At 56.0% G+C, this 23,092-nt stretch carries 20 protein-coding genes; 9 read left to right on the top strand and 11 right to left on the bottom strand.

Annotated features, from left to right (window positions below; all coding sequences use genetic code 11):
• Positions 1-30 precede the first annotated feature (30 nt).
• A complete protein-coding gene (locus M9H61_RS13020; RefSeq protein WP_101247048.1) occupies positions 31-1,020 on the bottom strand; it encodes a tripartite tricarboxylate transporter substrate binding protein in 990 nt (329 codons plus the stop codon).
• Positions 1,021-2,121: 1,101 nt separating this feature from the next.
• Here M9H61_RS13020 and M9H61_RS13015 point away from each other — a divergent pair.
• On the top strand, positions 2,122-3,027 hold the full coding sequence (locus M9H61_RS13015) for a LysR family transcriptional regulator (RefSeq protein ID WP_101246886.1): 906 nt from the start codon (positions 2,122-2,124) through the stop codon (positions 3,025-3,027).
• 150 nt (positions 3,028-3,177) lie between these two features.
• Here the strand turns inward: M9H61_RS13015 and M9H61_RS13010 are convergent, their stop codons facing one another.
• Together M9H61_RS13010 and M9H61_RS13005 are read right to left on the bottom strand one after the other, a co-directional pair.
• Complete coding sequence (locus M9H61_RS13010) at positions 3,178-3,807, bottom strand: LysE family translocator (RefSeq protein ID WP_228195024.1); 630 nt, start codon at positions 3,805-3,807, stop codon at positions 3,178-3,180.
• Between the two features lie 209 nt (positions 3,808-4,016).
• A complete protein-coding gene (locus M9H61_RS13005) occupies positions 4,017-4,733 on the bottom strand; it encodes a M48 family metallopeptidase (protein WP_228195025.1) in 717 nt (238 codons plus the stop codon).
• 287 nt (positions 4,734-5,020) lie between these two features.
• Between M9H61_RS13005 and M9H61_RS13000 the strand changes: the two genes are divergently transcribed.
• The 3 genes from M9H61_RS13000 (at position 5,021) to M9H61_RS12990 (ending at position 9,248) form a co-directional block, all read left to right on the top strand.
• Complete coding sequence (locus M9H61_RS13000) at positions 5,021-6,241, top strand: argininosuccinate synthase (RefSeq protein WP_250280875.1); 1,221 nt, start codon at positions 5,021-5,023, stop codon at positions 6,239-6,241.
• Between the two features lie 115 nt (positions 6,242-6,356).
• Positions 6,357-7,103: a tRNA pseudouridine(38-40) synthase TruA gene (truA, locus tag M9H61_RS12995; protein ID WP_250280872.1), complete on the top strand. Its 747-nt coding sequence runs from the start codon at positions 6,357-6,359 to the stop codon at positions 7,101-7,103.
• A 441-nt stretch (positions 7,104-7,544) separates the two neighbouring features.
• Positions 7,545-9,248, top strand: a complete 1,704-nt coding sequence (locus M9H61_RS12990; RefSeq protein ID WP_101246891.1) for a methyl-accepting chemotaxis protein — start codon at positions 7,545-7,547, stop codon at positions 9,246-9,248.
• 40 nt (positions 9,249-9,288) lie between these two features.
• Here M9H61_RS12990 and M9H61_RS12985 read toward each other — a convergent pair whose 3' ends face one another.
• The 4 genes from M9H61_RS12985 to M9H61_RS12970 form a co-directional block, all read right to left on the bottom strand.
• Complete coding sequence (locus M9H61_RS12985) at positions 9,289-10,014, bottom strand: LrgB family protein (protein WP_250280864.1); 726 nt, start codon at positions 10,012-10,014, stop codon at positions 9,289-9,291.
• A complete protein-coding gene (locus M9H61_RS12980) occupies positions 10,011-10,379 on the bottom strand; it encodes a CidA/LrgA family protein (protein ID WP_101246894.1) in 369 nt (122 codons plus the stop codon). The genes M9H61_RS12985 and M9H61_RS12980 overlap by 4 nt, the downstream gene beginning before the upstream one ends.
• A gap of 150 nt (positions 10,380-10,529) precedes the next feature.
• A complete protein-coding gene (arsC, locus tag M9H61_RS12975) occupies positions 10,530-10,865 on the bottom strand; it encodes an arsenate reductase (glutaredoxin) (protein WP_101247049.1) in 336 nt (111 codons plus the stop codon).
• A gap of 86 nt (positions 10,866-10,951) precedes the next feature.
• Positions 10,952-11,659: a regulatory protein RecX gene (locus tag M9H61_RS12970; protein WP_250280862.1), complete on the bottom strand. Its 708-nt coding sequence runs from the start codon at positions 11,657-11,659 to the stop codon at positions 10,952-10,954.
• Positions 11,660-11,753: 94 nt separating this feature from the next.
• On the opposite strand from M9H61_RS12970, the gene M9H61_RS12965 reads away from it, so the two are divergent.
• The 5 genes from M9H61_RS12965 (at position 11,754) to M9H61_RS12945 (ending at position 16,853) form a co-directional block, all read left to right on the top strand.
• Positions 11,754-12,548: an ABC transporter permease gene (locus tag M9H61_RS12965; protein WP_101246896.1), complete on the top strand. Its 795-nt coding sequence runs from the start codon at positions 11,754-11,756 to the stop codon at positions 12,546-12,548.
• Positions 12,549-12,816: 268 nt separating this feature from the next.
• Entirely contained in the window at positions 12,817-13,974 is a 1,158-nt protein-coding gene (locus M9H61_RS12960) for an aspartate aminotransferase family protein (RefSeq protein WP_250285052.1), read from the top strand.
• Positions 13,975-13,997: 23 nt separating this feature from the next.
• Positions 13,998-14,915, top strand: a complete 918-nt coding sequence (gene argF / locus M9H61_RS12955) for an ornithine carbamoyltransferase (protein WP_101246898.1) — start codon at positions 13,998-14,000, stop codon at positions 14,913-14,915.
• Between the two features lie 160 nt (positions 14,916-15,075).
• Positions 15,076-16,077 carry an Hsp33 family molecular chaperone HslO gene (locus M9H61_RS12950; protein ID WP_250280860.1) on the top strand — a complete coding sequence of 334 codons (1,002 nt, stop codon included), beginning with the start codon at positions 15,076-15,078 and terminating at the stop codon, positions 16,075-16,077.
• Positions 16,078-16,256: 179 nt separating this feature from the next.
• On the top strand, positions 16,257-16,853 hold the full coding sequence (locus M9H61_RS12945; RefSeq protein ID WP_101246900.1) for a hypothetical protein: 597 nt from the start codon (positions 16,257-16,259) through the stop codon (positions 16,851-16,853).
• A gap of 114 nt (positions 16,854-16,967) precedes the next feature.
• Here the strand turns inward: M9H61_RS12945 and M9H61_RS12940 are convergent, their stop codons facing one another.
• The 4 genes from M9H61_RS12940 to acs form a co-directional block, all read right to left on the bottom strand.
• Positions 16,968-18,017: an alpha/beta fold hydrolase gene (locus tag M9H61_RS12940; protein ID WP_250280858.1), complete on the bottom strand. Its 1,050-nt coding sequence runs from the start codon at positions 18,015-18,017 to the stop codon at positions 16,968-16,970.
• A gap of 166 nt (positions 18,018-18,183) precedes the next feature.
• Positions 18,184-19,038: a universal stress protein gene (locus tag M9H61_RS12935; protein WP_101246902.1), complete on the bottom strand. Its 855-nt coding sequence runs from the start codon at positions 19,036-19,038 to the stop codon at positions 18,184-18,186.
• A gap of 31 nt (positions 19,039-19,069) precedes the next feature.
• Positions 19,070-20,560, bottom strand: a complete 1,491-nt coding sequence (locus M9H61_RS12930) for a SulP family inorganic anion transporter (protein ID WP_170310196.1) — start codon at positions 20,558-20,560, stop codon at positions 19,070-19,072.
• 300 nt (positions 20,561-20,860) lie between these two features.
• Positions 20,861-22,804, bottom strand: coding sequence for an acetate--CoA ligase (gene acs / locus M9H61_RS12925; RefSeq protein WP_228195032.1), 1,944 nt, complete (start codon positions 22,802-22,804; stop codon positions 20,861-20,863).
• Positions 22,805-23,092: the final 288 nt, after the last annotated feature.

Here is a 23,092-nt window from a genome sequence, read left to right as displayed (position 1 = left end):
AGTCTGAATTAAACAACGTTCGAAAACGTCTTACTGGATGTAGCCGAACTTCTTGGCCATACCGTTGTAAAGCTCAAACTGGCTTTTAACGTAAGCGGACGGATCTTCGTCACCAATGACCGAGGTCGAACCGCGTTTCGCAGCAAGATCAAGCCACTGTTCGTCGGTCGCAACTTTGCCAAGGATTTCGGTCCATTTGGCAACGACGTCTTCCGGAAGACCTTTCGGAGCATAAAGACCGCTCCAGCCGCCAACCTGGCCTGCCTGTGCATAACCCAGTTCTTTGGCGGTCGGGACGTCCGGAAGGGCAGCCATACGCTTCGGCGAATAAACCATCAGCGGGCGCATTTTACCGGCTTCGATATGGGGCATCAGCGAACCGGCTGCAATCGCCAGGAAGTCAACGTGACCGCCAAGCAGGGCAGCAGCCAGGGCCGAACCGCCTTTATATGGCACGAGGGTGGACGCGGTCAGCGGATCCAGATCGACATCAGACAACAGGGCCTGAACCGAGAAACCGTCAATCGCGGTGGGGCCGGATGCGGCATAGGTGGTTGCACCGTTGCTGTCTTTGATTTTCTCGATCAGCTCATCAACGGTTTTGATGTCGGAATTGGCGTTAACAGCCAGGATCATCGGGGTGGATTCGAGAATACCCAGGAAGGTGTAATCGTCCCAGCCAACCGGGCTGTCAGCATAAACTGCCGGATACAGCGCCATGCCAACGCGCGACAGCAAAAGAGTATAGCCGTCCGGCTTCTGTTCGGTGACGAAACGCGCACCGTTCATGCCGCCATTACCGGTTTTGTTGACCACAACAACCGGCTGGCCGTCGGTGTAGCTGCGTGCGGTTTCTGCAAGCGCACGGCCGGCAAGATCCGATGCACCACCCGCACCATAAGGCACGACAAGGGTGATGGCTTTTTCAGGATAGGCATCAGCCTGGGCGGTTGAGATCATGGTGGTCGTCGCAAGGATGGCGGCCGCTAGGCCGGCTGCTTTTTTGAGCTGTCGAAACATTTTCATGTCTCCCTGTGTGGTGGTGGCAGGATTGCCGGAGCTCTGTCTTTTGTTTTTTTGTGGCTTCATCCATAGACAAACTATAACTGGTGACGCAAAAAATTAATTTCAGTATAACTAATTTACATACTGAGTGTGTCCATGGCACAAGACGCATGTCACAACCCATGCCGGAACACCCGATCAAAGGACAAAGCCTGACCCAAACCCGGCCCGTGCGGGGACCGGTCCGACAAGGCCAGCGGATCATGGCTGATCATGTTGGACCAAGTCGGGCAAGCTCGGACGAAACCGGGGCCAGTTGGGGCCAGTTGGGGCAAGCCGCGGCAAGTTGCGCTCCACCGGTACCAACCGGGAATGGCGTGACGCCATGCTGGGAGCCAAACCGGAGCCAGATCGGAACCCGACCGGCTCGGATCGAAGCAAGATTGGAGACAGTCCGGAGCCCGGTCGGAGCCAGACTGGGGCAAGGTCGGGGCAAGGCCGGGACAAGTTCGCCACTGTCCCGATCCGACCGCAGATCGGGATGGCACAGGCAACCCGCGCCTGCCACCTGCATCTGGTCGCCAAATCCGACGGCTCAATCGGGCGATTGGTCCGAAAAGCCTGATCGGGCACGTGCCGGGGCGCGCACCTGACTCGTCCGGGTGGGCAAGGGGGCAAGCTGCTCTGACGGATGGCTGGTTCAGACCGCCTGATGGCTTGAGCAGCCCGTTTGCCGCCGGCGTTCGGGTGTTATGGCGGGGAACGATGGTCGCGAAGTTTGACTGTTCAGTCAGATCAGGTAGCCAAACCGGGTAGTCAAACCGGGCAGCCAGACCCTGAAGCCGGACTGGAAAACGGGTCGGAAAGCGGGTCTTAGAACGGGTAGGAAAGCTGACCGGGGTGTCTGCTGCAAAGCCCGCCAGCGGGCGGGCGCGACATTGGATGGGGCAACCCGCCGCTGACCTGCCGGGCCACTCGCACTGTCCGGGCCGGGCCGTTCGCCCTGTCCGGGCCGGAGACGGGGTGCGGCCCTGATTTGTTGAGTGTTTGACCGGATGCCTTGGGCATTCAGACGGGCCGTTTTTGCGGTCGGACTTTTTGGACGGAACCTGAATTATGAACCTGCGCGAACTTGAAAGTTTCAATGCCTTTATGACCTATGGTTCGGTGACCAAGGCCGCCCAGGCGATGAATATCAGTCAGCCGATGGTCAGTCGCCTGCTCAACAATTTCGAAAAATCGGTCGGGTTCGAACTGTTCAGCCGCAAACGCAATCAGCTGACCGCAACGAGCGAGGCCCAGCAGTTTCACGCCACCGTCTTGCGGTCGCTCAATGCCTTTCGCGAAGTTGAAACCCAGGCCCGTGCGATTGCAAACGAGCAGCTCGGATCGATCCGCATTGCTGCCCAGCCGATCTATGTTGATACCTATCTGATTGATGTGGTTGCTAAATTCAAACAGGCCCATCCCAATGTCTCGATCAGCATCACCGATACCGGGCTTGAGGGCATGCTTGATATGATCTCGACCCGGCAATGCGATCTCGGGATCGGTATTACGCTTGATCTTCAGGACCCCAACGTTCTGGTCACTCCGCTTGCGCAATCGCGTGCGGTCTGTCTGATGCCGGTTGATCATCGGCTGGCCGGGTTTGAAACCATCGATATTGATCTTTTGCGCGGCGAAAACTTTGTCGAACTGTCGATCGGCTCACCGTTGCGCACCAAGATCGATTATATCTTCCAGATTGCTGGCTGGCCGCGCAAGATCGCGGTCGAAGGCCGCACCATCCGCACCGTGTCGCGACTGGTCGAACGCAATGTCGGCATTGCCGTCAGTGACCCGTTCGCAGCCCTTCTGGTCGATAACAGCAAGGTGGTGGCGCGCACCCTGACCCCGGCCATTGAATGGGACGTCGCGCTGTTCACCGCCTCGCGCGAACTCAGTGCCGTGGAAAAAAGCTTCCTGGCCTTCCTGCGCGCCGAACTGCCCCGTCTGCGCGAAAGCGGTTGCGTGATCTAAGACCGACGCGACCCCGTGCCGGCAACATACTGGCAACGCAATCGGGCAGGTGTAAACTTTTCTTTACAGCCGTGTCGGTGTTGCTGTGCTGCCGATCGCCGCGGAAAAGCTGATTGTTAGTCTTAAGCTAATAATTCGCGCGATTATTCGTTACCGCTTATCAAAAGCAAGCTTCGCAGCCAGCCCCAAAAACACGCAACCGGTAAAAATCTGGAAGCCGCGGGCGATCCGGGCGGAGCGGGCAAACAGCTGCCCAAGCTTCCCGGCAAAACTTCCGACCAGACAATTGATGATGGTTCCGCCGACATTCAAAATCAGCCCGAAAATCAGGAACTGCACCAATATTGATCCGCGCGATGCATCAACAAATTGCGGGATAAAGGCCAGAACAAAGACGATGATTTTCGGGTTCAAAAGGTTCACCACAATACCGTCTCGCCAGGCGGAAAAGGCGCTGGAACGCTTGGTTTCTGCCGGTGTCAGATCCTGCCCCTGTGATCGGAACGCCCCGATGGCCAACCACACCAGATAGGCAATACCGAGCCAGCGCAAAACTTCCAGTGCCACCGGATGGGCCGCAACCAGGGCTGCCAGTCCAAGACCGGCCAAAAGCGTATGGATCATCGCACCCGTTGCAATGCCAAGGCTTGCGGCATTTCCGGCCCGCGGGCCGGACTTGATGCCCTGACCAAGACAAAACAGCATGTCATTGCCCGGCGTCATGTTCAGCGCCAGTGCGGTGGGGATAAAAATCGCCAGTGTTTCAAGCGGGATCAGCATGGGTGGGCTCCAAAAACTGTGCTGTTACGGTGGTTTAAGCCATTCAGGGTGTTGCTGTTTCAGGCGTCGCAGTGATGATTTCTTGCAGGTTTGGTCAATGTCAAAGCCTACGGTCGTGTGCCTTTGTCACGGGGAAGCCGGTCTGGCGGGCTTGGCGCTGTTTGCAGCCTTTATCCGGACATCAATCCTGCTTTCCCGCGCAGCGCGATCTAGCCGCCCGCGCCATAGCGATGCAGGCCTGAACCGTGACGTTTGAGCCAGTGTTGCTGTTTTTTGGACGGGCCATAAAGGTCTTCGACCACGGCCCAGAACCGCGCGGAATGATTGAGTTCCTGAAGATGGGCAACTTCGTGGGCGACCACGTAATCAAGCACATCTTCAGGGGCAAGAACGAGTCGCCAGCTAAAGGACAGATTGCCGTTTGACGAACAACTGCCCCAGCGCGTGCGGGTGTCTTTAAGCGATATGCGACTGATTTTCTTGCCGATCCGATCGGCATAGGCATGGGCCCGCGGGGCGATTTCAAGCTTGGCCTGTTTTTTGAGCCAGTCTGTGACCCGCCGGTTGGTATATTCCGGCTGGCCCGATACCCAGATCACCCCGGCCTCGGCCCAGACCCCGCGTTTGGCATCGGGAACAGCGCGGATTGCGTGATCCTGACCCAGAAACGGGATCCACGCGCCCGGCGCAAATTGCACCCGTTCGGGAAGGCGCTGAATATGGGCGGTGACCCAGTCGCCATGCTGATGAAGCATCGAAATCGCGGTTTTGCGCGACACCCCGTTGGGCACCACAATTTCCACCCCGTCAAAGGCCGGATCGATACGCAATTTAAGTCGCGATGCGCGCGCACTGGGGCGCAAACGGACCGGCAGGGGTCCGATTTTGGGCAGATCGATCTCGGTTTCTTCGGTTGCTTTGAGCATTCGGAGCGGTTTTTTCCAAAAGCAGGGCGAAAATTTGCGGGTTTTTGTGCCTTTTTGACATCAACCCCATCTTGGGTCTTGCCCGCTGGTAGTGTTTTCCTATACTCCGCGCTCAAGGTCTAGGGCTCTTTGCGCAAGCTGCCCTGCATTTTGCGCAAAGAGCCGTCGAACTGTCCAATGGACCGTTCGGGGCCGATCGCAACAACAATGTTGCATAGCCAACAGGGATGAATGGCCAAATCAAGCCGCGCCCTGGATTTTATCGGAAGAAGAAAGGCGTCACTCCCATGAGCGATAAGGTCAAAAAGGTCGTCCTTGCCTATTCTGGCGGTCTGGATACCTCGATCATCCTGAAATGGCTTCGCGAACAGTATAACTGCGAAGTCGTAACCTTCACCGCCGATCTCGGCCAGGGTGAAGAGCTGGAGCCGGCCCGTAAAAAGGCGGAAATGTTCGGCGTGAAACAGATCTTTATCGAAGATCTGCGCGAAGAGTTCGTTCGCGATTACGTTTTCCCGATGTTCCGTGCCAACGCCCTTTATGAAGGTGTTTACCTGCTCGGTACCTCGATCGCCCGTCCGCTGATCGCCAAGCGCCAGATCGAAATCGCCGAAGAAGTCGGCGCAGACGCCGTTTCCCATGGCGCGACCGGCAAAGGCAACGACCAGGTCCGTTTCGAGCTGGGTTATTATGCCCTTAAGCCGAACGTAAAGGTTATCGCGCCGTGGCGTGAATGGAACCTCAATTCGCGTACCGCCCTTCTGAACTTCGCACGCGAACATCAGATCCCGATTTCGGCCGACAAGCTTGGTGGCGATGAGCCGCCCTATTCGACCGATGCCAACCTTCTGCACATTTCGTATGAAGGCAAGGCGCTGGAAGATCCGTGGGTCAAGCCGAACGAAGGCATGTTCGAGCGCACCGTGTCCCCGCAGAACGCCCCCGATGCGATCACCACGATTGAGGTTGAGTTCGAACAGGGCAACCCGGTTGCGATTAATGGCGAACGTATGAGCCCGGCCACTTTGCTGACCAAGCTCAACGAAGTTGCCGGCAAGAACGGCATCGGTCGTCTTGATCTGGTCGAAAACCGTTATGTCGGCATGAAGTCGCGCGGCGTTTACGAAACCCCGGGCGGCACCATTCTGTCGGTTGCGCATCGCGCGATGGAAAGCATCACCCTTGACCGTAACGCCGGTCACCTCAAGGACGAGCTGATGCCGCGTTATGCCGAGATGATCTATAACGGTTACTGGTGGTCGCCGGAACGTCAGGCCATCCAGCGCCTGATCGACGAAACCCAGAAAACCGTGAACGGTATTGTGCGCCTTGACCTTTATAAGGGCAACGTCACCGTCACCGGCCGCAAGTCGCCGAACTCGATCTACTCCGAAGAGCATGTCACGTTCGAAGCCGACACCGTCTATAACCAGCGCGATGCAGAAGGCTTCATCAAACTGAATGCCCTTCGTCTGCGTCTTGGTTTTGACCGCGACAGCGTGAAGTAAGTTTTCCGCACGTAATTGTGGAAAGACAAACGAGGGGCATGATTGCCCCTCGTTTTCGTTTGAAAGCCCGGCTATAAAGCCGGGAGATTGGCTTGTTCAGATAATTGTATCGGTGATGCAACGCTATAAATGTACCGTCGAATATGACGGCCGCCCTTACCACGGCTGGCAATACCAGGACGAAGTGATTTCGGTTCAGAAGGTTTTTGAGGCCGCGATCGAAAAATTCGCCGGTACATTCGTGCGCGTCTATGTTTCGGGCCGAACCGATGCCGGGGTGCATGCCCTTGGTCAGGTGGTGCATTTCGATCTGCCGAAATTTTATCCGGCAGAAGCCGTGATGAATGCGATCAACCATCACCTCAAACCCGATCCGGTCGCGATCAAGGAATGCGAGGAAGTCACAGAAGACTTCCATGCGCGTTTTTCATCAAAGAAGCGCTACTACATGTATCGCATCATCAATCGCCGTGCGCCACTGACCTTTGAGGCGGGACTGGCCTGGGGGATTTACAAGCCCCTTGATATCGATGCGATGAACGAAGCCGCACAGCATCTGATCGGCACCTTTGATTTCACGACGTTCCGGGCAACCGAATGTCAGGCCAAAAGCCCGATCAAGACGCTGGAAAAACTTGAAATCAAACGCAGTGCGGAAAACCCGCTTGAAATCCGGGTCTTTACCGAAAGCCGGTCCTTTTTGCATCATCAGGTGCGCAATATGGTCGGCACCCTTGTTCTGGTCGGCAAGGGCAGCTGGAAGCCGATTGACGTCAAATCAGCGCTTGAGGCCAAGGATCGCCGTGCGGGGGGGCCAACCGCCCCGGCAGACGGGCTGTATTTCGTCAAGGTCGATTACTAGGGCCCGGTCCTGAAACTGGCTCCGAAAACGGAGCCCAAGAACTTACCCCGAGATTTAACCCGGAAAGCCGACCCAAGAGCTGACGCAAAAGCTGTCTCCGGGGCATGCCCCAAGACCCGTTTGTGCGTCACGCCGGTCGATTTTTTCGTTTTGTATCGTTTCAATTTTGGTTTCGCCGCGCGCCTGCGCGGTGCGCCAGAAGCTGTTCAAGGCCGTCAAAAACGCAGTTTTCGGCGGGTTGAACAAGGTGCGGGACAATGCAAGGCAGTCGCAAATTGATGTGACTATTCAATGGTCTAATTAATTATACATAAATATTAATTGTGTTATTGTACATTTTATAAGGAATCTAATCCTGGCGCTAAGACCTTCGTGAAATGTGAACAGAAACCATTCACTGGCAGCCTCTTTTTTACCGGTGATGGTGAAGAGTGAGAGAGCATGTCCAAAAGTCTGGTTTTGAAAGTTGCGCTTGCCGCCGTTCTTATTTTGATGAGCGGGATAATCTTGCTGGGTATTCTGATCATGCAACGCGTCGATCAGAAAGTCGCAGCCGACAGCATCGCGTCGCAGAAGCTTAACCTGCGCATTGCCGCGATGTTGCTTCAGGATGCCAACCCTGATTTCAAAATGACGATCAGCAAGGATGGCGAGACATCCAACCTGATCATGAATGAAATCCCCGACCTGTCATCCCATGAACTGATTGATCGTATTGGTACCGCTACCGGCGAAACCGCGACAGTCTTTGCCTATGTACCGGCAGAACAGGACTTCGTGCGGGTATCGACCAATATCATCAAGCCTGATGGCAATCGTGCGGTTGGTACGATGCTTGGCAAAGGCAGTGCTGCCTATGAGCCGATCATGTCAGGCAAAACCTTCCGGGGTGAGGCGCTTATTCTCGGGACTGAATATATCACGCAATACAGCCCGATCATGAGCCCGGCCGGGGATGTGTTGGGCATCCTGTATGTCGGGATCAAAAAGGAAGACGTCGTTGCGGTTTCCGATGAAATCGCCATCCGTATCGCGGTGGTCGGCCTGATTGTGGCTGTGGCCTCGGCGGTTTTGCTGTTCCTGTTGCTGCGCTGGCAGCTTGGCCCGCTTCGGGTTCTGAGCCAGACGATTTCGCGCTTTGTTGATCGTGATTTCAGCCAGGAAGTTTCCTTTGTCGATCGCAAGGACGAAATCGGTTCGATTGCCAACGGTCTGGTGCGCTGGCGTGAAACGGCCGCGAAGATCGAAGAAGCCGAGGAAGCCCGTGCACAAGCCGAAAAACGGGCCGAGAAGGAGCGTATCGATCAGCGCAACCGTCTGGCCGTCGAACTTGAACAATCGATTGGCCAGATCGTGACATCGGTGCGTGAAGCAACCGGCGGCATGATGCAGTCGACCTCAAGAATGCGGGAATCGGCCAACCATTCGGTCAGTCAGAGCCAGAAGGTTTCTGATGCGGCCAATGATTCGGCACGGAACGTTCAGACCGTTGCTGCCGCGACCGAAGAATTGTCGGCATCGATCAGCGAGATTGGCGGACAGGTCCGTGAATCGACGACAATTGCCGAAACCGCTGTGGGTGAAGCATCGCGGGCCAATGAAATGGTCGGTGGTCTTGCCGAAGCCGCAGAACGCATCGGCGAGGTTGTCAGCCTGATCAACGACATCGCAGCCCAGACCAACCTTCTGGCGCTCAATGCGACGATCGAGGCGGCCCGTGCGGGTGAAGCAGGCAAAGGATTTGCTGTGGTTGCACAGGAAGTCAAAAACCTTGCCAACCAGACGGCCAAGGCCACCGATGACATCGCCCAGCAGGTCGGTGCCATTCAGGATGAAACCAAGGTAACAGTCGAGGCGATCGAGAAAGTCACACAGACGATCTCGTCGATCAGCGAAATTGCCAACGGTATTTCATCCGCGGTCAATGAACAGAACGCCGCAGTCAATGAAATCGCCAATAGCGCGACCAGTGCTTCTGCCGGATCGACAGAAGTGGTTGCCAATATTGACGAAATCCACGAAGCCGCGACCAATAGCGGTGCGGCTGCCGGTGAACTTGATACCAATGTGGCCGCCCTTGCAAAACAGATCGATACCTTGCAGGGCACCGTATCGGACTTCCTGTCGCAATTGCGGGCAGGCTGATTTGAAAATCCGGGCGGGATAGTCCCGCCCGGATTTGTTTTTATCCAAAGATCCAGTGCCACAGGAACGGGATGGTCAGGGCGGTGGCCATGGTATTGAGGCCCATCGCCAGACCGGAAAAGGCGCCGGCGGTTTCATTGACCTGAAACGCGCGGGCCGTGCCGATCCCGTGGGCGGCAACCCCCATGGCAAATCCGCGGGCGCGCCAATCCTTGAGGCGAGCCTTGTTCATGACCATCGGGCCAAGCGTCGCCCCGACAATGCCGGTCGCAATCACACAGACAGCCGTCAGGGCCGGAACACCGCCAATTTCATCGGCAATGCCCATGGCAACCGGGGTTGTGACCGATTTCGGGGCAAGTGATGCCAGCGTTTCCGGGCTTGCGCCCAATGCCCAGGCCAGAATGACCGTGCTGGCACTGGCGACCAGTGATCCGAACAGAACCCCGAACACAATGACCGGCAATGCACGTTTAAGGGTCGCGGTCTGACGGAACAGCGGCACGGCAAGTGCCACCGTTGCCGGACCCAGCAGAAAGTGGACGAACTGTGCTCCTTCGAAATAGGTGGCATAGGGGATGCCCGTGACATTGAGCAACAGGGCAATCAAGGCAATGGCGATCACCACCGGATTGCAGATCGGGTTGCGGTTGCTTTTCTGATAGAGCCAGAAGCCAACAGCATAGGCAACAAGGGTGATGGTCAGTCCGGTCAGCGGCTTGGCCGACAGATAGACCCAAAGCTGGGTGATATCGGCTTCGTTCATTGCGCGTCCTCCATCTTTTCAGCCGTATCCTGTTTCGGGAACAGCTTTGACATCAGAAGGGCGGTCAGAACCATGGTCAGAAGGGTCGAGATGGTCAGGGCCGCTGCAATCGGCAACCAGTCGCCCTTGAGCCGGTCAATCTGGGTGACGACGCCAACCCCGGCCGGCACAAACAGCAATGAAAAATGGATCAGAAGATTGTCGGCGGCATCTGTCAGAACCTTGGGCGGTTTTCGTTTGACCAGAAGCCCGATGAACAGAAGAACCATTCCGATGACCGGACCGGGCACCGGCAGGTCAAACAGTTCCGAGACCACTTCGCCAAACAGTTGGCAAACAAGGATCAGGGCAAATGCAGCAATCATCAACGACCTCCCCACAGGTGTTTTGATCTGACGTTATCTGCAAGACATAATGCCTGTGAGGGTATTGGACTTTTATTAATTACGAAAAACGCCCGTGCCGATGTGGCACAGGCGTTTGAAATTACGGAATTTTGCCGCGGTGCTGCGGTCTTACAGAATTTCCAGCACGCTTTCCGGCGGGCGGCCCAGTGCGGCCTTGTTGCCATTGACCACGATCGGACGTTCGATGGCGCGTGGATGGGCGCAAAGGGCTTCGATCAGCTCTTCCCCGTGCAGATCGGCGATGCCTTCTTCCTTTGCCTCTTTCTTGCGCAGGATGTCTTCGGGTTTCATGCCCAGCATATCAAGAATGCCGGCAAGTTCCTGTGGGGTTGGCGGGGTGTCGAGATAGGCAATCACATCTGGCGTGATGCCCTTTTCCTCGATCAGGGCAAGGGTCTGGCGCGATTTCGAACAGCGCGGATTGTGATAGATGCGGACCATCATTTGTGGGTTCTCCGTATCATGATGTTTTAGGAGGCGTTTGAGCCAGTCATAAACAGCTTTGCCAGTGCGATCAAATTTTGGAGCGATCAAATGCCGTCGATCATTGAAAGCAGATCATTAAGCTCATCAAGGTCGCTATTGATGATGCGGGTGGCGGTGTCATAGCCAAAACCCTGCCGGGCCAGGGCGGCCATGTCCTTTTCGCGCTTTTCCTCGCGGATATCGGGACGGCGCCAGGGGCCAAGGCGCCGACGTCTGGCATAGGCGGCGGCGGCGGCAATATTGGGGTCCGTGCCCCGCACTTCTTCATAGGCGGCCTGATCGGCCTCGGCGCGAAGATCGCGGATGGCATCATCAATCTGATCGGATGCAATGCCGCGTGCTGATAAATCAGCGGCAATGACGCGCATGGCCTTGCCCTTGCGCAGTAGCGATCTGGCACGACCGCGCGCATAGGCATCATCATTGATGAAACCGGCCTTTTCACAGGCAGCCAGAACCGAGTTCATCCATTGCACGGCTTCTTCGGGGTCGGTGCCATATTCGGCAACCGAAAGACGGATTTTACCACGCATCAGCTTTTCAAGCCGGGCGCGCGATGCGGCAAAGCGTTCTAGATACCAGGTGGCATAATTCATCAAATAGTCACGGGTGACCCGGCGTGGACGTTTGGGTTCGCGTCTTTTGTCTTTGGCATTTTTGCCATTATTTCCGGTAAAGCGCGCGTTTCCGCCAGACGGCGATGCGCCGTCAGAGGCCAGTGTTTCCGGGCTTTGATGCTGTTTATTGACCATATCAGACAAAATGAATGAATACGCACCCTTGCAAGGATGCCCCCACTCTCCCTATTTTACGCGCAATTGTCTGCATTTTTCCGAAGGAAACTTCATGAAAGAGTTAGCCCCACGTCAGATGGGCGCGGTCAACTGGCTTGGTCTTTGGACACTTTATGCCAAAGAAGTCCGCCGGTTCCTGAATGTTCATCTGCAAACTGTTGGTGCGCCGGTTATTACCAGTCTGCTGTTTTTGGCGGTCTTTCTGCTTGCACTTGGTCGTGCGGTCGAAACCGTCAATGGCATTCCGTTTGCCACCTTCCTTGCGCCGGGTCTAATCATGATGACCATGGCACAGAACGCATTTGCCAATACGTCGAGTTCGATCATGATCTCGAAGGTTCAGGGCAATATCGTTGATGTGCTGATGCCGCCGTTATCGGCCGGTGAAATGGTTGCCGGTTTCGCGTTTGGCGCGGTGACCCGCGGGATTGTGGTTGGTTTGGCAACCGCCATTGCCATGGCATTCTTTGTCGATGTCAGCATCCATAATCTTTGGGCGATCCTGTATTTCGGGATTTCCGCATCGCTGATGCTGTCGCTGCTGGGCATTGCCGGTGGTGTCTGGGCCGAGAAATTTGACCATATCGCGGTTGTGACCAACTTTGTCGTTACCCCGTTATCGTTCCTGTCAGGCACGTTTTACAGTGCCGAAAACCTGCCCGAAGCGGGCCAGATTCTGGTGCATTTCAACCCGTTCTTCTACATGATTGACGGGTTCCGCTATGGCTTTACGGGCATGTCGGATGGCACGATCATGACCGGTGTGATTGTCCTTGCGGCGGTCAATGCGGTGTTGTGGTTGTTGTGCTATCGCATGATCAAAAGCGGCTACAAGCTCAAGGCATAAAGATCTGCCAAACGCCGCGGAAACGCAAAATTTCTTCAAAGGGACAGCCTCCGGAAGCGGATGCTGTCCTTTTTCATTTCGCACCGCATTGGCAAACAAACGAACGGGCAAATGGATGGCCCCCGCTTCTAAGGGGTTTTGCGGCGTTGACAGGGTCAAGGAATCTCTTGATACTCCCCGGCTTCCCGGTATTCTGCCGGAGTTGACCAACTGGTCAACAAACCGATTTTTACCCTAATTGAGGAATAAAGAAGTGATTACTCCCGTCATGCCGACCTATGCGCGGGCCGATCTGGCCTTTGAGAAAGGTGAAGGACCTTATCTCTATGCGCAGGACGGCCGACGATTCCTTGATTTCGGGTCGGGTATTGCGGTCAATACCCTTGGCCATTCGCATCCGCATCTTGTTGCCAAGCTGACCGAGCAGATCGGCAAGGTCTGGCATACGTCGAACCTGTATCGTATTCCGGGGCAGGAAAAGCTGGCGGAACGTCTGGTGGCCAATACCTTTGCCGATACGGTGTTTTTCTGTAACTCCGGGGCCGAGGCCAACGAGGCAGGCATCAAGATGCTGCGCCGCTATCAGCATGTGTCGGGACATCCGGAAAAGAACCGTATTCTGGCTGCGACCAATGCGTTTCATGGCCGTACCCTTGGTACGCTGACGGCTGGTTACAGCGACAAGTACCGCGAAGGTTTCGGGCCGATGCCCGACGGCTTTGACCGGGTTGCCTATGGCAATCTTAATGAATTGCGCAACGCGATCACGCCCAATACCGGCGGGATCCTTCTGGAGCCGATCCAGGGCGAAGGCGGCATTTGCCGTGCGCCGGAAGGCTATCTTGAAGGTGTACGCAAGGCGGCTGACGAGTTCGGCATGCTGGTGATGTTTGACGAAGTTCAGACCGGCGTTGGCCGGACGGGCAAGCTTTTTGCCTATGAATGGTCGGACATGATCCCCGATATCATTTCCTCGGCCAAGGGCCTTGGCGGTGGTTTCCCGGTCGGGGCGTTGCTGGCGAGCGAAAAGGCGGCCGCGGCCCTTCCGGCCGGTATGCATGGCACGACCTTTGGCGGCAATCCGCTTGCCATGGCGGCGGCCAATGCCGTGCTGGACGAAGTTTTGAAACCCGGCTTCATGGACCATGTTCTGGACATGAGCCAATTGATCCGCGACGGCCTTGCGGCCATTTCCCGGAAACATCCGGGCTTTATCGCGGAAATCCGTGGCATGGGTCTGTTGTTGGGGATGAAAACGGTCCCGACCAATGTCGATGTTGTTGCCAAGCTGCGCGAGCTCAATGTTCTGACAGTTCCGGCCGGCGATAATGTGGTGCGTCTGTTGCCGCCACTCAACATCACCAAAACCCATGTTGACGAAGCGCTTGCTGCCATTGAAGCAGCGGCCGCAGCCCTGGCGAAATAAGGGCGCAGGAAGGAAGACTAACCATGACTGATATTCGTCATTTTCTTGATCTCGACAAACTGCCGTCGGGAACACTGAAAGATATTCTCGCCCTTGGCGATTCCGAAAAAGCCGGCAATGCCCCGTTTGGCGTCAAGCCGCTTGCGGGCAAGACGCTGGCGCTGATTTTTGAAAAACCGTCGACCCGGACCCGTGTTTCGTTTGAAGTCGGCATGCGCCAGCTTGGCGGTGATGTGGTGATCCTTGATGCCGAAAGCAGCCAGCTTGGCCGCGGGGAAACCATTGCCGATACCGCACGTGTTCTGTCGCGTTTTGTCGATGCGATCATGATCCGGACCACCGATGAGTCCAAGCTGCTTGAACTGGCGCAATATGCCACGGTTCCGGTGATCAATGGCCTGACCGATCAGAGCCACCCGTGTCAGATCATGGCAGACCTGATGACCATCAAGGAACACAAGGGCAAGCTTGAAGGCCTTAAATTTGCCTGGGTTGGCGATGGCAACAATGTATCGACATCGTTCATCCATGCCGCGCCGAAATTCGGCTTTGCGCTTGATATGGCCTGCCCGGTTGGCTATCGCCCCAATCAGGGCCTGATTGAAAATGCCAATGCGCAGGGCGGCCAGGTCCGTCTGACCGATATGGACAGTGCGCTTGAAGGGGCCGATGTGGTCGTGACCGATTGCTGGGTCTCGATGGGGGATGAAGATTACGATGCCCGCATGGCGGCCCTGGCGCCCTATCAGATCAATGCCAAAACCATGGCCCAGGCCAAGGATGATGCGATCTTCATGCATTGCCTGCCGGCACACCGCAACGAGGAAGTCACCGACGAGGTGATTGACGGGCCGCAATCGGTGGTGTTTGACGAGGCAGAGAACCGCCTGCATGCGCAAAAAGGGGTTCTGTTATACTGCTTTAACGGCTTGCCATCCTGATCCTTGCGCCTAAATAAGGCAGATCGAATTTGAAGGGCGGCTTTGGCCGCCCTTTGTTATGCTGTCAGAGGTCGGGTAAAGCGTTGTGTTAACGCGCCTCGACAATCGGGGGCTTGTCTTGTTATACGGCCCCAAACACCTAACCACGCGGAAGCCGAACATGCAGATCGCTGTCGATTTTTGCCAGCCATTCACGCTGGATCATTCCAATATTCGCGGCCGCTTTACGCGCCTTGGACCGACGGTGCAGACCATTATCGGTCAGCACAAATACCCGCCGCTTGCCAATCATCTGCTGGGCGAGATCATCGGGCTTGCGGTATTGCTGTCGTCGTCGCTGAAATATGAGGGGCTTTTTACCCTTCAGACCAGTTCGGACGGGCCGATCAGCATGATGGTGGTCGATGTTGACAGTGACGGCAATGTGCGTGCCTGTCTTCGGGTTGATGAAGAACGCCTTAAGGCGATGATTGCCGAGGAAGACGGCGGCGAGGAAGCCCTGCGCGGGCAGGTTCTTAAACTGATGGGACGCGGGCATATTGCCTTTACCGTCGATCAGGGCGATGAACATGAACGCTATCAGGGGATTGTATCGCTTGAGGGCGAGACCCTTGCCAAATGTGCAGAAGCCTATTTCCGCCAGTCCGAGCAGCTTGAAACCGCCTTCAAGCTTGAAGTGCATCGGGGTGAAACCGATGCCGACTGGTGGGTTGGGGGTCTGTTCTTGCAGAAAATGCCGGTCAGTGCATCGGGCGATGCCGCCACCCCGGAAGAGGCCGAAAAGGTATCTGAAGACTGGAACCGTTCGACCATCCTGATGGCGAGTGCGACCGAGAACGAGCTTGTGGATATTTCGCTGTCGGCCCATGACCTGATCTGGCGTCTGTTCCATGACGAGGAACCGCGCGTTTATGAGCAGTCCGATCTTCGGTTCAAATGCCGTTGTTCGCGCGAAAAGATCGAAGGGGCGCTGGTTACCTATCCGCTTGAGGAACTTCTGTCGATGCGCGAGGAAGATACCGGCGAGGTTGGTGTTTCTTGCCAGTTCTGCAATACGCGTTATGGCTTTGACGAGGATGACTTGCGCGCCCTTAAGGCCGACGATGCCACTGCAAGCGCCAAGGCAGAAGACAGCACGGCAGAAGACAGCCCGTCTGCCTGACGGATCAGATGCCCAACACATGCCATCATGTGAAATAACAGGTATCGGGCGCGTCATAGCCTTGCCTTAATCATCATGCAACGTCACCATGGCTATAAAGCTTGTGGTGGCGTTTTTTTATATGGCCGCCCAACAGGTTCATTTAGGCATCGAAGTCAGAGGCAAGGGAGTTTGAAGTCATGAAGCTATTGTCCATCAATGGTCTGCGTACCGTGGTTGCGGGTGCGGCACTTGCCCTGATGGCAGCCTGCACCAGCGCACCGGTGGCAAATTACCCCGATGTGACATGGCGCCATCTTACGCCGATCGTATTTGCCGCAGGCCCGATTGAAAAAGTTGCCGCCTGGAGCAATACCGAAGACGGATCGATTGCGTCGGATCTGCCATTCAGCCTTGGCAAAATGGCGATGAACTGGCCCGATGACCGTCTTCAGACCGCAGGCACCAGCGATATGCTGCGCTATTCGGTGACCGAAGCATCAATCACGTCAAATGCGCTCAAGACCACCAAAGGCATCAAAGGCGTGTTTACCGATGACCAGTCCGACAAGATCGAACTCAAGGTCGCAGCCAAGCTTGAGCTGATGGATGCCAATGGTGTGCAGAAAGGCGAAGTCCAGGCGATGGCATCGCGGTCACGCACGCTTTCGGAATCGATGTCGGTTGCCGAACGCGAACAGGCGATTTACGACGCGACAGCCGCCCTTTTGATGGATCTGGACCGCGAACTGGAACGCCAGATCAATTCCAATCTGGGGCGTTTCATCCTGCGCTAGGCCGGATATCGAAATGGTATGACAAAAGCCCGGCAGGAAATTGCCGGGCTTTTTATTTGTCTGATGATTGGGCCGTGCCGTGATTGAGGGCAGGAATTCCTGGCTTCTGGGTGGTTAGTACGTGCGACCCAGGAAGTCGATGATCAGCCTTGCGGTTTGGTGATGGATGATTTGGCGCGTGTCATCCGGGGTGCCATCCCCGTCGCGGCAAACCACCCCGTCACCGGGAACTTCGTCGTCGAGCAAGCGGGCCGCGCCCGGTTTGCACCGTGGCATGAAGCTGAAATGTGCGGCCTGTTCGATCAGATGAAACTCGGTCGAGGCGGCATTAAGATATGGCCGCAAATAGCCGGTTTCGATGGCATGGGGAATACCGGGGTTCGGGCTTCCTGCTGCGATCAGAAGAACCGGAATGTCTATTTTTGACAGGCTTTCGGGGGTAAAGCCGCGCGCCAGCCCGAGATCAAGGCTGACGACCCGCGAGACATTGGCAATACGAAGAGATTGTGCGAGGAGCTGTTGATCGGTTTTGCTGTGACCGATGGCGAAATCGGCAACCACATCACATGCGGCAAGATCGGCATGGTCACGGCAATCGGCCAGCATCCGACTGGCATCGGTGCGCGCACCGGCAATTGCAAGTGCCGTCCAGGCCCCCAGTGAATGCCCGATAACAGCAATATCATTTGTCCTGAGCAAGGCCGACCAGTCGGAATGACCGGTGAGATAGGTGATTAACTGCGCGATGTCCTGTGGGCGTTTCCAAAGCATCCGCCCGTCGAGGGCTTGCAGGTCCTTGCTGGTGGTGCCCGGGTGATTGAGGGCGGCGACAATTCGGCCGTTGCGCACAAGTTCGGTGGCCAGCCATGCCTGATTGCGCCAGTTGCCGCCAAAACCGTGAGACAGAACAACCAGTGGATAGGATCCGGGCAGCGGTGTTGCGCCCGGGCGTGCCTTCTCACCATGGAATACGATGTTTTCGGCGATTGTTTCTTCTGGCGTGTCATCGCGTGACGGATACCAGATCACGCCAGACAGGTCGCGTTGATCGGGTCCGTTGGCAACAAGGGAAAATTTGGCAAATCCGACATCGCTGGCAAATGCGGCAGACGATATTGCGATCAGCAGGGGAAGAATGAAAACGGTGCATAACGCAAAGCGCATGGTGGCAGACCTTTCATGTCGATGACTTGAAGGTCAGGAAAGCGCGCATTTGCAGGGTTTGGCGTCCTGAAACGCGATTTAGGACACCATGTTGATAAAATAAATGCCCCTGTCAGCAATCAGACAGGGGCATCAAGATTTTGGGTCGTGCGAGCGGTGACGCTTATCAGCGGAACATCATCACCGGCACCTGGCAGGAGCGCACCATTTCGGTGGTGGTGCTGCCAATGATCAGGTTGCGAATGCGTGAATGGCCATAGGCCCCCATGACCAAAAGATCGATCTTGTCGGTTTCGATCTTGTCCTTGATCACGTCTTCGGGCTCGCCTGATGCAAAACCGGCATCGACGCTATATCCCGCCTTGCGCAGGATGGCGGCGGCTTCATCAAGTTTTTCCTGCATGGTGTCGGTCGGTTTGCCAACCGAAAGCAAAACACAGGGAAGCCCGGTGAACAGCTTGCCACTTGCGATGTGACGCACGGCCTTCATGACACTTTCGCCGCCATCAAAGGCGATCAGGAATTTGTTGATCGGCTTGAAAGCGCGTGATGCGACCAGAACCGGCTTTTTGGCCGCACGGACAACCCGTTCAAGGTTCGATCCCAGATGCATTTTGGCAAAGTCGGCGGCTTCGCCGCGTTTGCCAACCACGATCAGATCGGCGTCATTTTCGAACTCGGCGATGCTTTCGATCAGATCCCCGTGGCGCAGTTTGGTGCCGACATTGGCAAGACCGGCATCTTCGAGACCGGTCTTGGCTTCTTCAAGCAGCAGGCGACCGCGTTTGAGTTCGAGCTTGTTTTTCTGCTCGTCAAGGTCAGCCAGTTCCTTGAGAAGTGCGGTGCGTGCACCGAGTTTCAAATTGCCGCTCAGATCGGCTGGTTCGGAGCCGACCGAACGACGGCCCAGAACATGCATCAGGTCAATGGATGCATCTGTGCGTTCCGCCACCCAGCGGGTAAGGTCACATACACTTTGCGAATAGCCTGAACCGTCAATCAGTGCGATCAGATGGGTCATTGATCGTTTCCTTTTCCCTTTTGCGGTGGCCTTAATGGCCCATCAGGCGTTCAAGTGCGCCGGGCTTGTCGTGGATGGCCAGTTTATCGACGATTGTCTCGCTGGCTTCATTGAGACCGATCAATTCGACTTCGGCCCCTTCACGACGGAATTTGAGCACGACCATATCAAGGGCTGCAACACTTGAAATGTCCCAGATATGCGCGTGGCTGACATCAATCGTCACCTTATCAAGGGCTTCGCGGAAATCGAATGCCTTGGTGAAATCTTCGACCGAGGCAAAGAAGATCTGACCGCGTACTTCATAGGTACGGTGCGTGTTGTCAGCCGAAAGGGTGCTGGTGACACGGAAAATCTGCGCGATCTTCCAGGCAAAGAAAATGCCCGACAGCAACACCCCGACCAGAACACCAATCGCCAGATTGTGTGATCCGACAACCGTGATCACGGTGGCCAGCATCACGATCGACGAGCTGCGCGGATGTTCGCGCAGGTTCTTGATCGACGACCAGCTGAATGTCCCGATCGACACCATGATCATGATGGCAACAAGGGCCGCCATCGGAATGATCGCCACCAGATCCCCCAGTACGACGATCAGGATCAAAAGGAAGATACCGGCAAGGAAGGTCGACAGACGGCAACGGCCGCCGGATTTCACGTTGATCACCGACTGGCCAATCATCGCACAACCGGCCATGCCACCGATAAAGCCGGTAAAGAAGTTGGCGATCCCCTGACCATAGCATTCACGGGTCCGGTTCGATGTGGTGTCGGTCAGATCATCAACGATCTGGGCGGTCATGAGACTTTCAAGCAGACCCACAGCCGCGACCGCCGCCGAATAGGGCAGGATGATCAGGAAGGTATCAAGGTTCAGCGGCACATCGGGCAGATAGATTGCCGGGAAGGCATCAGGAAGGGCACCCATATCGCCAACCGTGCGCAGATCGGCATCGATAAACAGCGAAATACCGGTCAGAACGATGATGCAAATCAGCGGGGACGGGATGATTTTGGTGATGCGCGGGAACAGATAGATGATGGCAAGACCACCGGCCACCATCACATAGGTCATGTTCGAAACCCCGATCAGTTCGGGCAACTGCGCCATAAAGATCAGGATCGCCAGCGCATTCACAAAGCCGGTCATCACGGATTTGGAGACAAAGCGCATCAGATTGCCGAGTTTGAGCGCGCCTGCCAGCATCTGGATCACGCCAGCCAGAATGGTGGCGGCCAGCAGATAATCCAGCCCGTGTTCACGAACCAGTGACCCCATCAGAACAGCCGTTGCGGCCGTTGCCGCCGAAATCATGCCCGGACGTCCGCCAAAGATCGCGGTGATTACGGCAATCGAGAAGGAGGCATAAAGCCCGACCTTGGGATCAACACCGGCAATGATCGAAAAGGCAATGGCTTCCGGGATGAGGGCGAGTGCCACCACAAGGCCCGAAAGCACATCACCGCGAATGTTGCCAAGCCACTCAGCCCGCAAACGCGGAAGAAAATCGCTATTCACAGAAAGTCTCCGTATCCGTATGCCCGGACGATCAAGGCTGTCCCCCGTCCTGGCAGGAAGTTATCAGGACGGTCATCTTTTCCCGTCAGCCGATCCGTGCGGCGACAGGGGTCCCCAAACCATCCTGTTCGTTGCTGCGTCGCAGCAGGCTGTACCTATACCAATTTAAGTTTTTGCACAACCACAGGGCACGCATCGGGCCATGCCGGTTTCGGGACACACGAAAAAACCCGCCGGTTACCCGGCGGGTTTGATGTCGTGATCAGCAAGATGCCAATCAAAGATAGTCGCAGGTGACGATTAACGGTTCTGACGGTTTTCGATCAGATCGTCGACCACGCCCGGATCGGCCAGGGTCGAGGTATCACCAAGCTGGTCATATTCGTTGGCGGCAATCTTGCGCAGGATACGGCGCATGATTTTGCCCGAACGGGTTTTCGGCAGACCCGGCGACCACTGGATGAAGTCGGGGCTGGCGATCGGGCCGATTTCCTTGCGGACCCATTTGACCAGTTCAAGACGAAGCTCCTCGGTCGGTTCTTCGCCGGCATTGAGCGTCACATAGGCATAGATGCCCTGACCCTTGATGTCGTGCGGAACGCCGACTACGGCGGCCTCGGCAACCTTGGCGTGGGCGACAAGTGCGCTTTCGACTTCGGCCGTGCCCATACGGTGACCCGATACGTTGATGACGTCATCAACGCGGCCCGTGATCCAGTAATAGCCATCATCGTCGCGACGGGCGCCGTCACCGGTGGTGTAGACCTTGTCAAAGGTGCTGAAATAGGTCTGGATAAAGCGTTCATGGTCGCCATAGACCGTGCGCATCTGACCCGGCCAGCTGTCCTTGATGACAAGGTTGCCATCGGTGGCACCGGTCAGTTCCTTGCCCTCGTTATCAAGAAGGGCGGGCTGAACACCAAAGAACGGAAGCGTTGCCGAACCCGGTTTCAAATCGGTTGCACCGGGAAGCGGGGTGATCAGGATGCCGCCGGTTTCGGTCTGCCACCAGGTATCGACAATCGGGCAATTCCGTTTGCCGACATGCTCGTGATACCATTCCCAGGCTTCGGGGTTGATCGGTTCACCCACCGAACCAAGGATGCGCAAGCTCGACAGATCGGCCTTGTTGACCCAGTCGACGCCTTCGCGCATCAGGGCACGGATCGCGGTCGGTGCGGTATAGAAGATATTGACCTTGTGCTTTTCACAGACCTGCCAGAAGCGCGAAGCATCCGGATAGCTTGGCACACCTTCGAACATCAGCGTGGTCGCGCCATTGGCCAGCGGCCCATAGACGATATAGCTGTGACCGGTGACCCAGCCCACATCGGCCGTACACCAGTAAATATCGCCTTCGTGATAATCAAAGACATACTGATGGGTCATCGATGCATAGACAAGGTAACCGCCCGAGGTGTGCAGAACGCCCTTCGGCTTGCCGGTCGAACCCGAGGTATACAGAACAAACAGCGGGTCTTCGGCATTGACTTCGGTCGGCGGGCAATCGGTCGAGGCCGCTGCGCAAACTTCGTGATACCAGACGTCGCGGGTGTCGTTCCATGCGACATCCTTGCCGGTGCGTTTGACGACGACCATTTTCTCGACCGATTTGACACCGGGATGTGAAAGGGCTTCGTCAGCATTGCGTTTAAGCGGAACCGCACGGCCACCACGCAGACCTTCGTCCGAGGTGATCACGACCTTGGCGCCGCAATCTTCGACGCGACCGGCCAGTGCTTCGGGCGAGAAACCGCCAAAGACGATGGAATGGATCGCACCGATTCGCGCACAAGCCAGCATGGAGACAGCGGCCTCGGGGATCATCGGCAGATAGATGACAACGCGATCACCCTTGCCAACACCCATCGATTTCAGCGCATTGGCAAAACGGCAGGTGCGTTCATACAGATCACGATAGGTGATGTGTTCGGAAACATTGGGATCATCGCCTTCGAAGATGATGGCGGTCTGATCACCGCGTTTTTCAAGATGGCGATCCAGGCAGTTGGCCGAGACGTTCAGGGTGCCGTCTTCGTACCATTTGATATAGAGGTCCTTGGCGTCATAGCTGACATTTTTGACTTTGGTGTATGGCTTGATCCAGTCAATGCGTTTGCCATGTTCGCCCCAGAAGCCATCCGGGTCCTCGACCGACTGTTTATACATGGCATCGTATTTTGCCTTGTCGATCAGGGCGTTCTTTGCGATGTCGCCGGGTACGGGATAAACGTTCGCAGACATATGTGGCCTCTTGTTCGTTTCCTGTGGTCTCTGATGCATCAGGTAGCAGCCATTGTTTTCCGGTGTGTCGGAAACGGCGTCCGTGCCGATGCGGTATTTCGGTGCGGTTCAGAGATTCTGTATTGCCGGGTCCGTTCGGTGCAGTGCGCAAAACGGACAAACAATATGATCCTGTCGCTTGCGCCCTATGCTAGTGCGCAGAAGATATTCAGGGAATACAACTTTAGGACTGCCCAAACTGGCGGATTGCCTGCTTAAATTCGGCTTTGATGAACCGGCAATCTGGTG

This window comes from Thalassospira sp. GO-4 (assembly GCF_023588965.1).
GTDB classification, from domain to species: domain Bacteria; phylum Pseudomonadota; class Alphaproteobacteria; order Rhodospirillales; family Thalassospiraceae; genus Thalassospira; species Thalassospira povalilytica.
The sequence above is the reverse complement of the archived record's forward strand: the minus strand, read 5'-3'. Positions and strand labels throughout refer to the sequence as shown.

Excerpts from the sequence above, each read along its gene's own strand:
- M9H61_RS12965 (WP_101246896.1), top strand. The coding sequence starts at position 11,754 with ATGAAAGAGTTAGCCCCACGTCAGATGGGCGCGGTCAACTGGCTTGGT.
- M9H61_RS12980 (WP_101246894.1), bottom strand. The coding sequence starts at position 10,379 with ATGATTGCTGCATTTGCCCTGATCCTTGTTTGCCAACTGTTTGGCGAA.
- M9H61_RS12970 (WP_250280862.1), bottom strand. The coding sequence starts at position 11,659 with ATGGTCAATAAACAGCATCAAAGCCCGGAAACACTGGCCTCTGACGGC.
- M9H61_RS13015 (WP_101246886.1), top strand. The coding sequence starts at position 2,122 with ATGAACCTGCGCGAACTTGAAAGTTTCAATGCCTTTATGACCTATGGT.
- M9H61_RS12985 (WP_250280864.1), bottom strand. The coding sequence starts at position 10,014 with ATGAACGAAGCCGATATCACCCAGCTTTGGGTCTATCTGTCGGCCAAG.
- argF (WP_101246898.1), top strand. The coding sequence starts at position 13,998 with ATGACTGATATTCGTCATTTTCTTGATCTCGACAAACTGCCGTCGGGA.
- M9H61_RS12950 (WP_250280860.1), top strand. The coding sequence starts at position 15,076 with ATGCAGATCGCTGTCGATTTTTGCCAGCCATTCACGCTGGATCATTCC.
- arsC (WP_101247049.1), bottom strand. The coding sequence starts at position 10,865 with ATGATGGTCCGCATCTATCACAATCCGCGCTGTTCGAAATCGCGCCAG.
- M9H61_RS13010 (WP_228195024.1), bottom strand. The coding sequence starts at position 3,807 with ATGCTGATCCCGCTTGAAACACTGGCGATTTTTATCCCCACCGCACTG.
- M9H61_RS12945 (WP_101246900.1), top strand. The coding sequence starts at position 16,257 with ATGAAGCTATTGTCCATCAATGGTCTGCGTACCGTGGTTGCGGGTGCG.
- M9H61_RS13020 (WP_101247048.1), bottom strand. The coding sequence starts at position 1,020 with ATGTTTCGACAGCTCAAAAAAGCAGCCGGCCTAGCGGCCGCCATCCTT.
- M9H61_RS12935 (WP_101246902.1), bottom strand. The coding sequence starts at position 19,038 with ATGACCCATCTGATCGCACTGATTGACGGTTCAGGCTATTCGCAAAGT.
- acs (WP_228195032.1), bottom strand. The coding sequence starts at position 22,804 with ATGTCTGCGAACGTTTATCCCGTACCCGGCGACATCGCAAAGAACGCC.
- M9H61_RS12960 (WP_250285052.1), top strand. The coding sequence starts at position 12,817 with ATGCCGACCTATGCGCGGGCCGATCTGGCCTTTGAGAAAGGTGAAGGA.
- M9H61_RS13005 (WP_228195025.1), bottom strand. The coding sequence starts at position 4,733 with ATGCTCAAAGCAACCGAAGAAACCGAGATCGATCTGCCCAAAATCGGA.
- M9H61_RS12940 (WP_250280858.1), bottom strand. The coding sequence starts at position 18,017 with ATGCGCTTTGCGTTATGCACCGTTTTCATTCTTCCCCTGCTGATCGCA.
- truA (WP_250280872.1), top strand. The coding sequence starts at position 6,357 with ATGCAACGCTATAAATGTACCGTCGAATATGACGGCCGCCCTTACCAC.
- M9H61_RS12990 (WP_101246891.1), top strand. The coding sequence starts at position 7,545 with ATGTCCAAAAGTCTGGTTTTGAAAGTTGCGCTTGCCGCCGTTCTTATT.
- M9H61_RS13000 (WP_250280875.1), top strand. The coding sequence starts at position 5,021 with ATGAGCGATAAGGTCAAAAAGGTCGTCCTTGCCTATTCTGGCGGTCTG.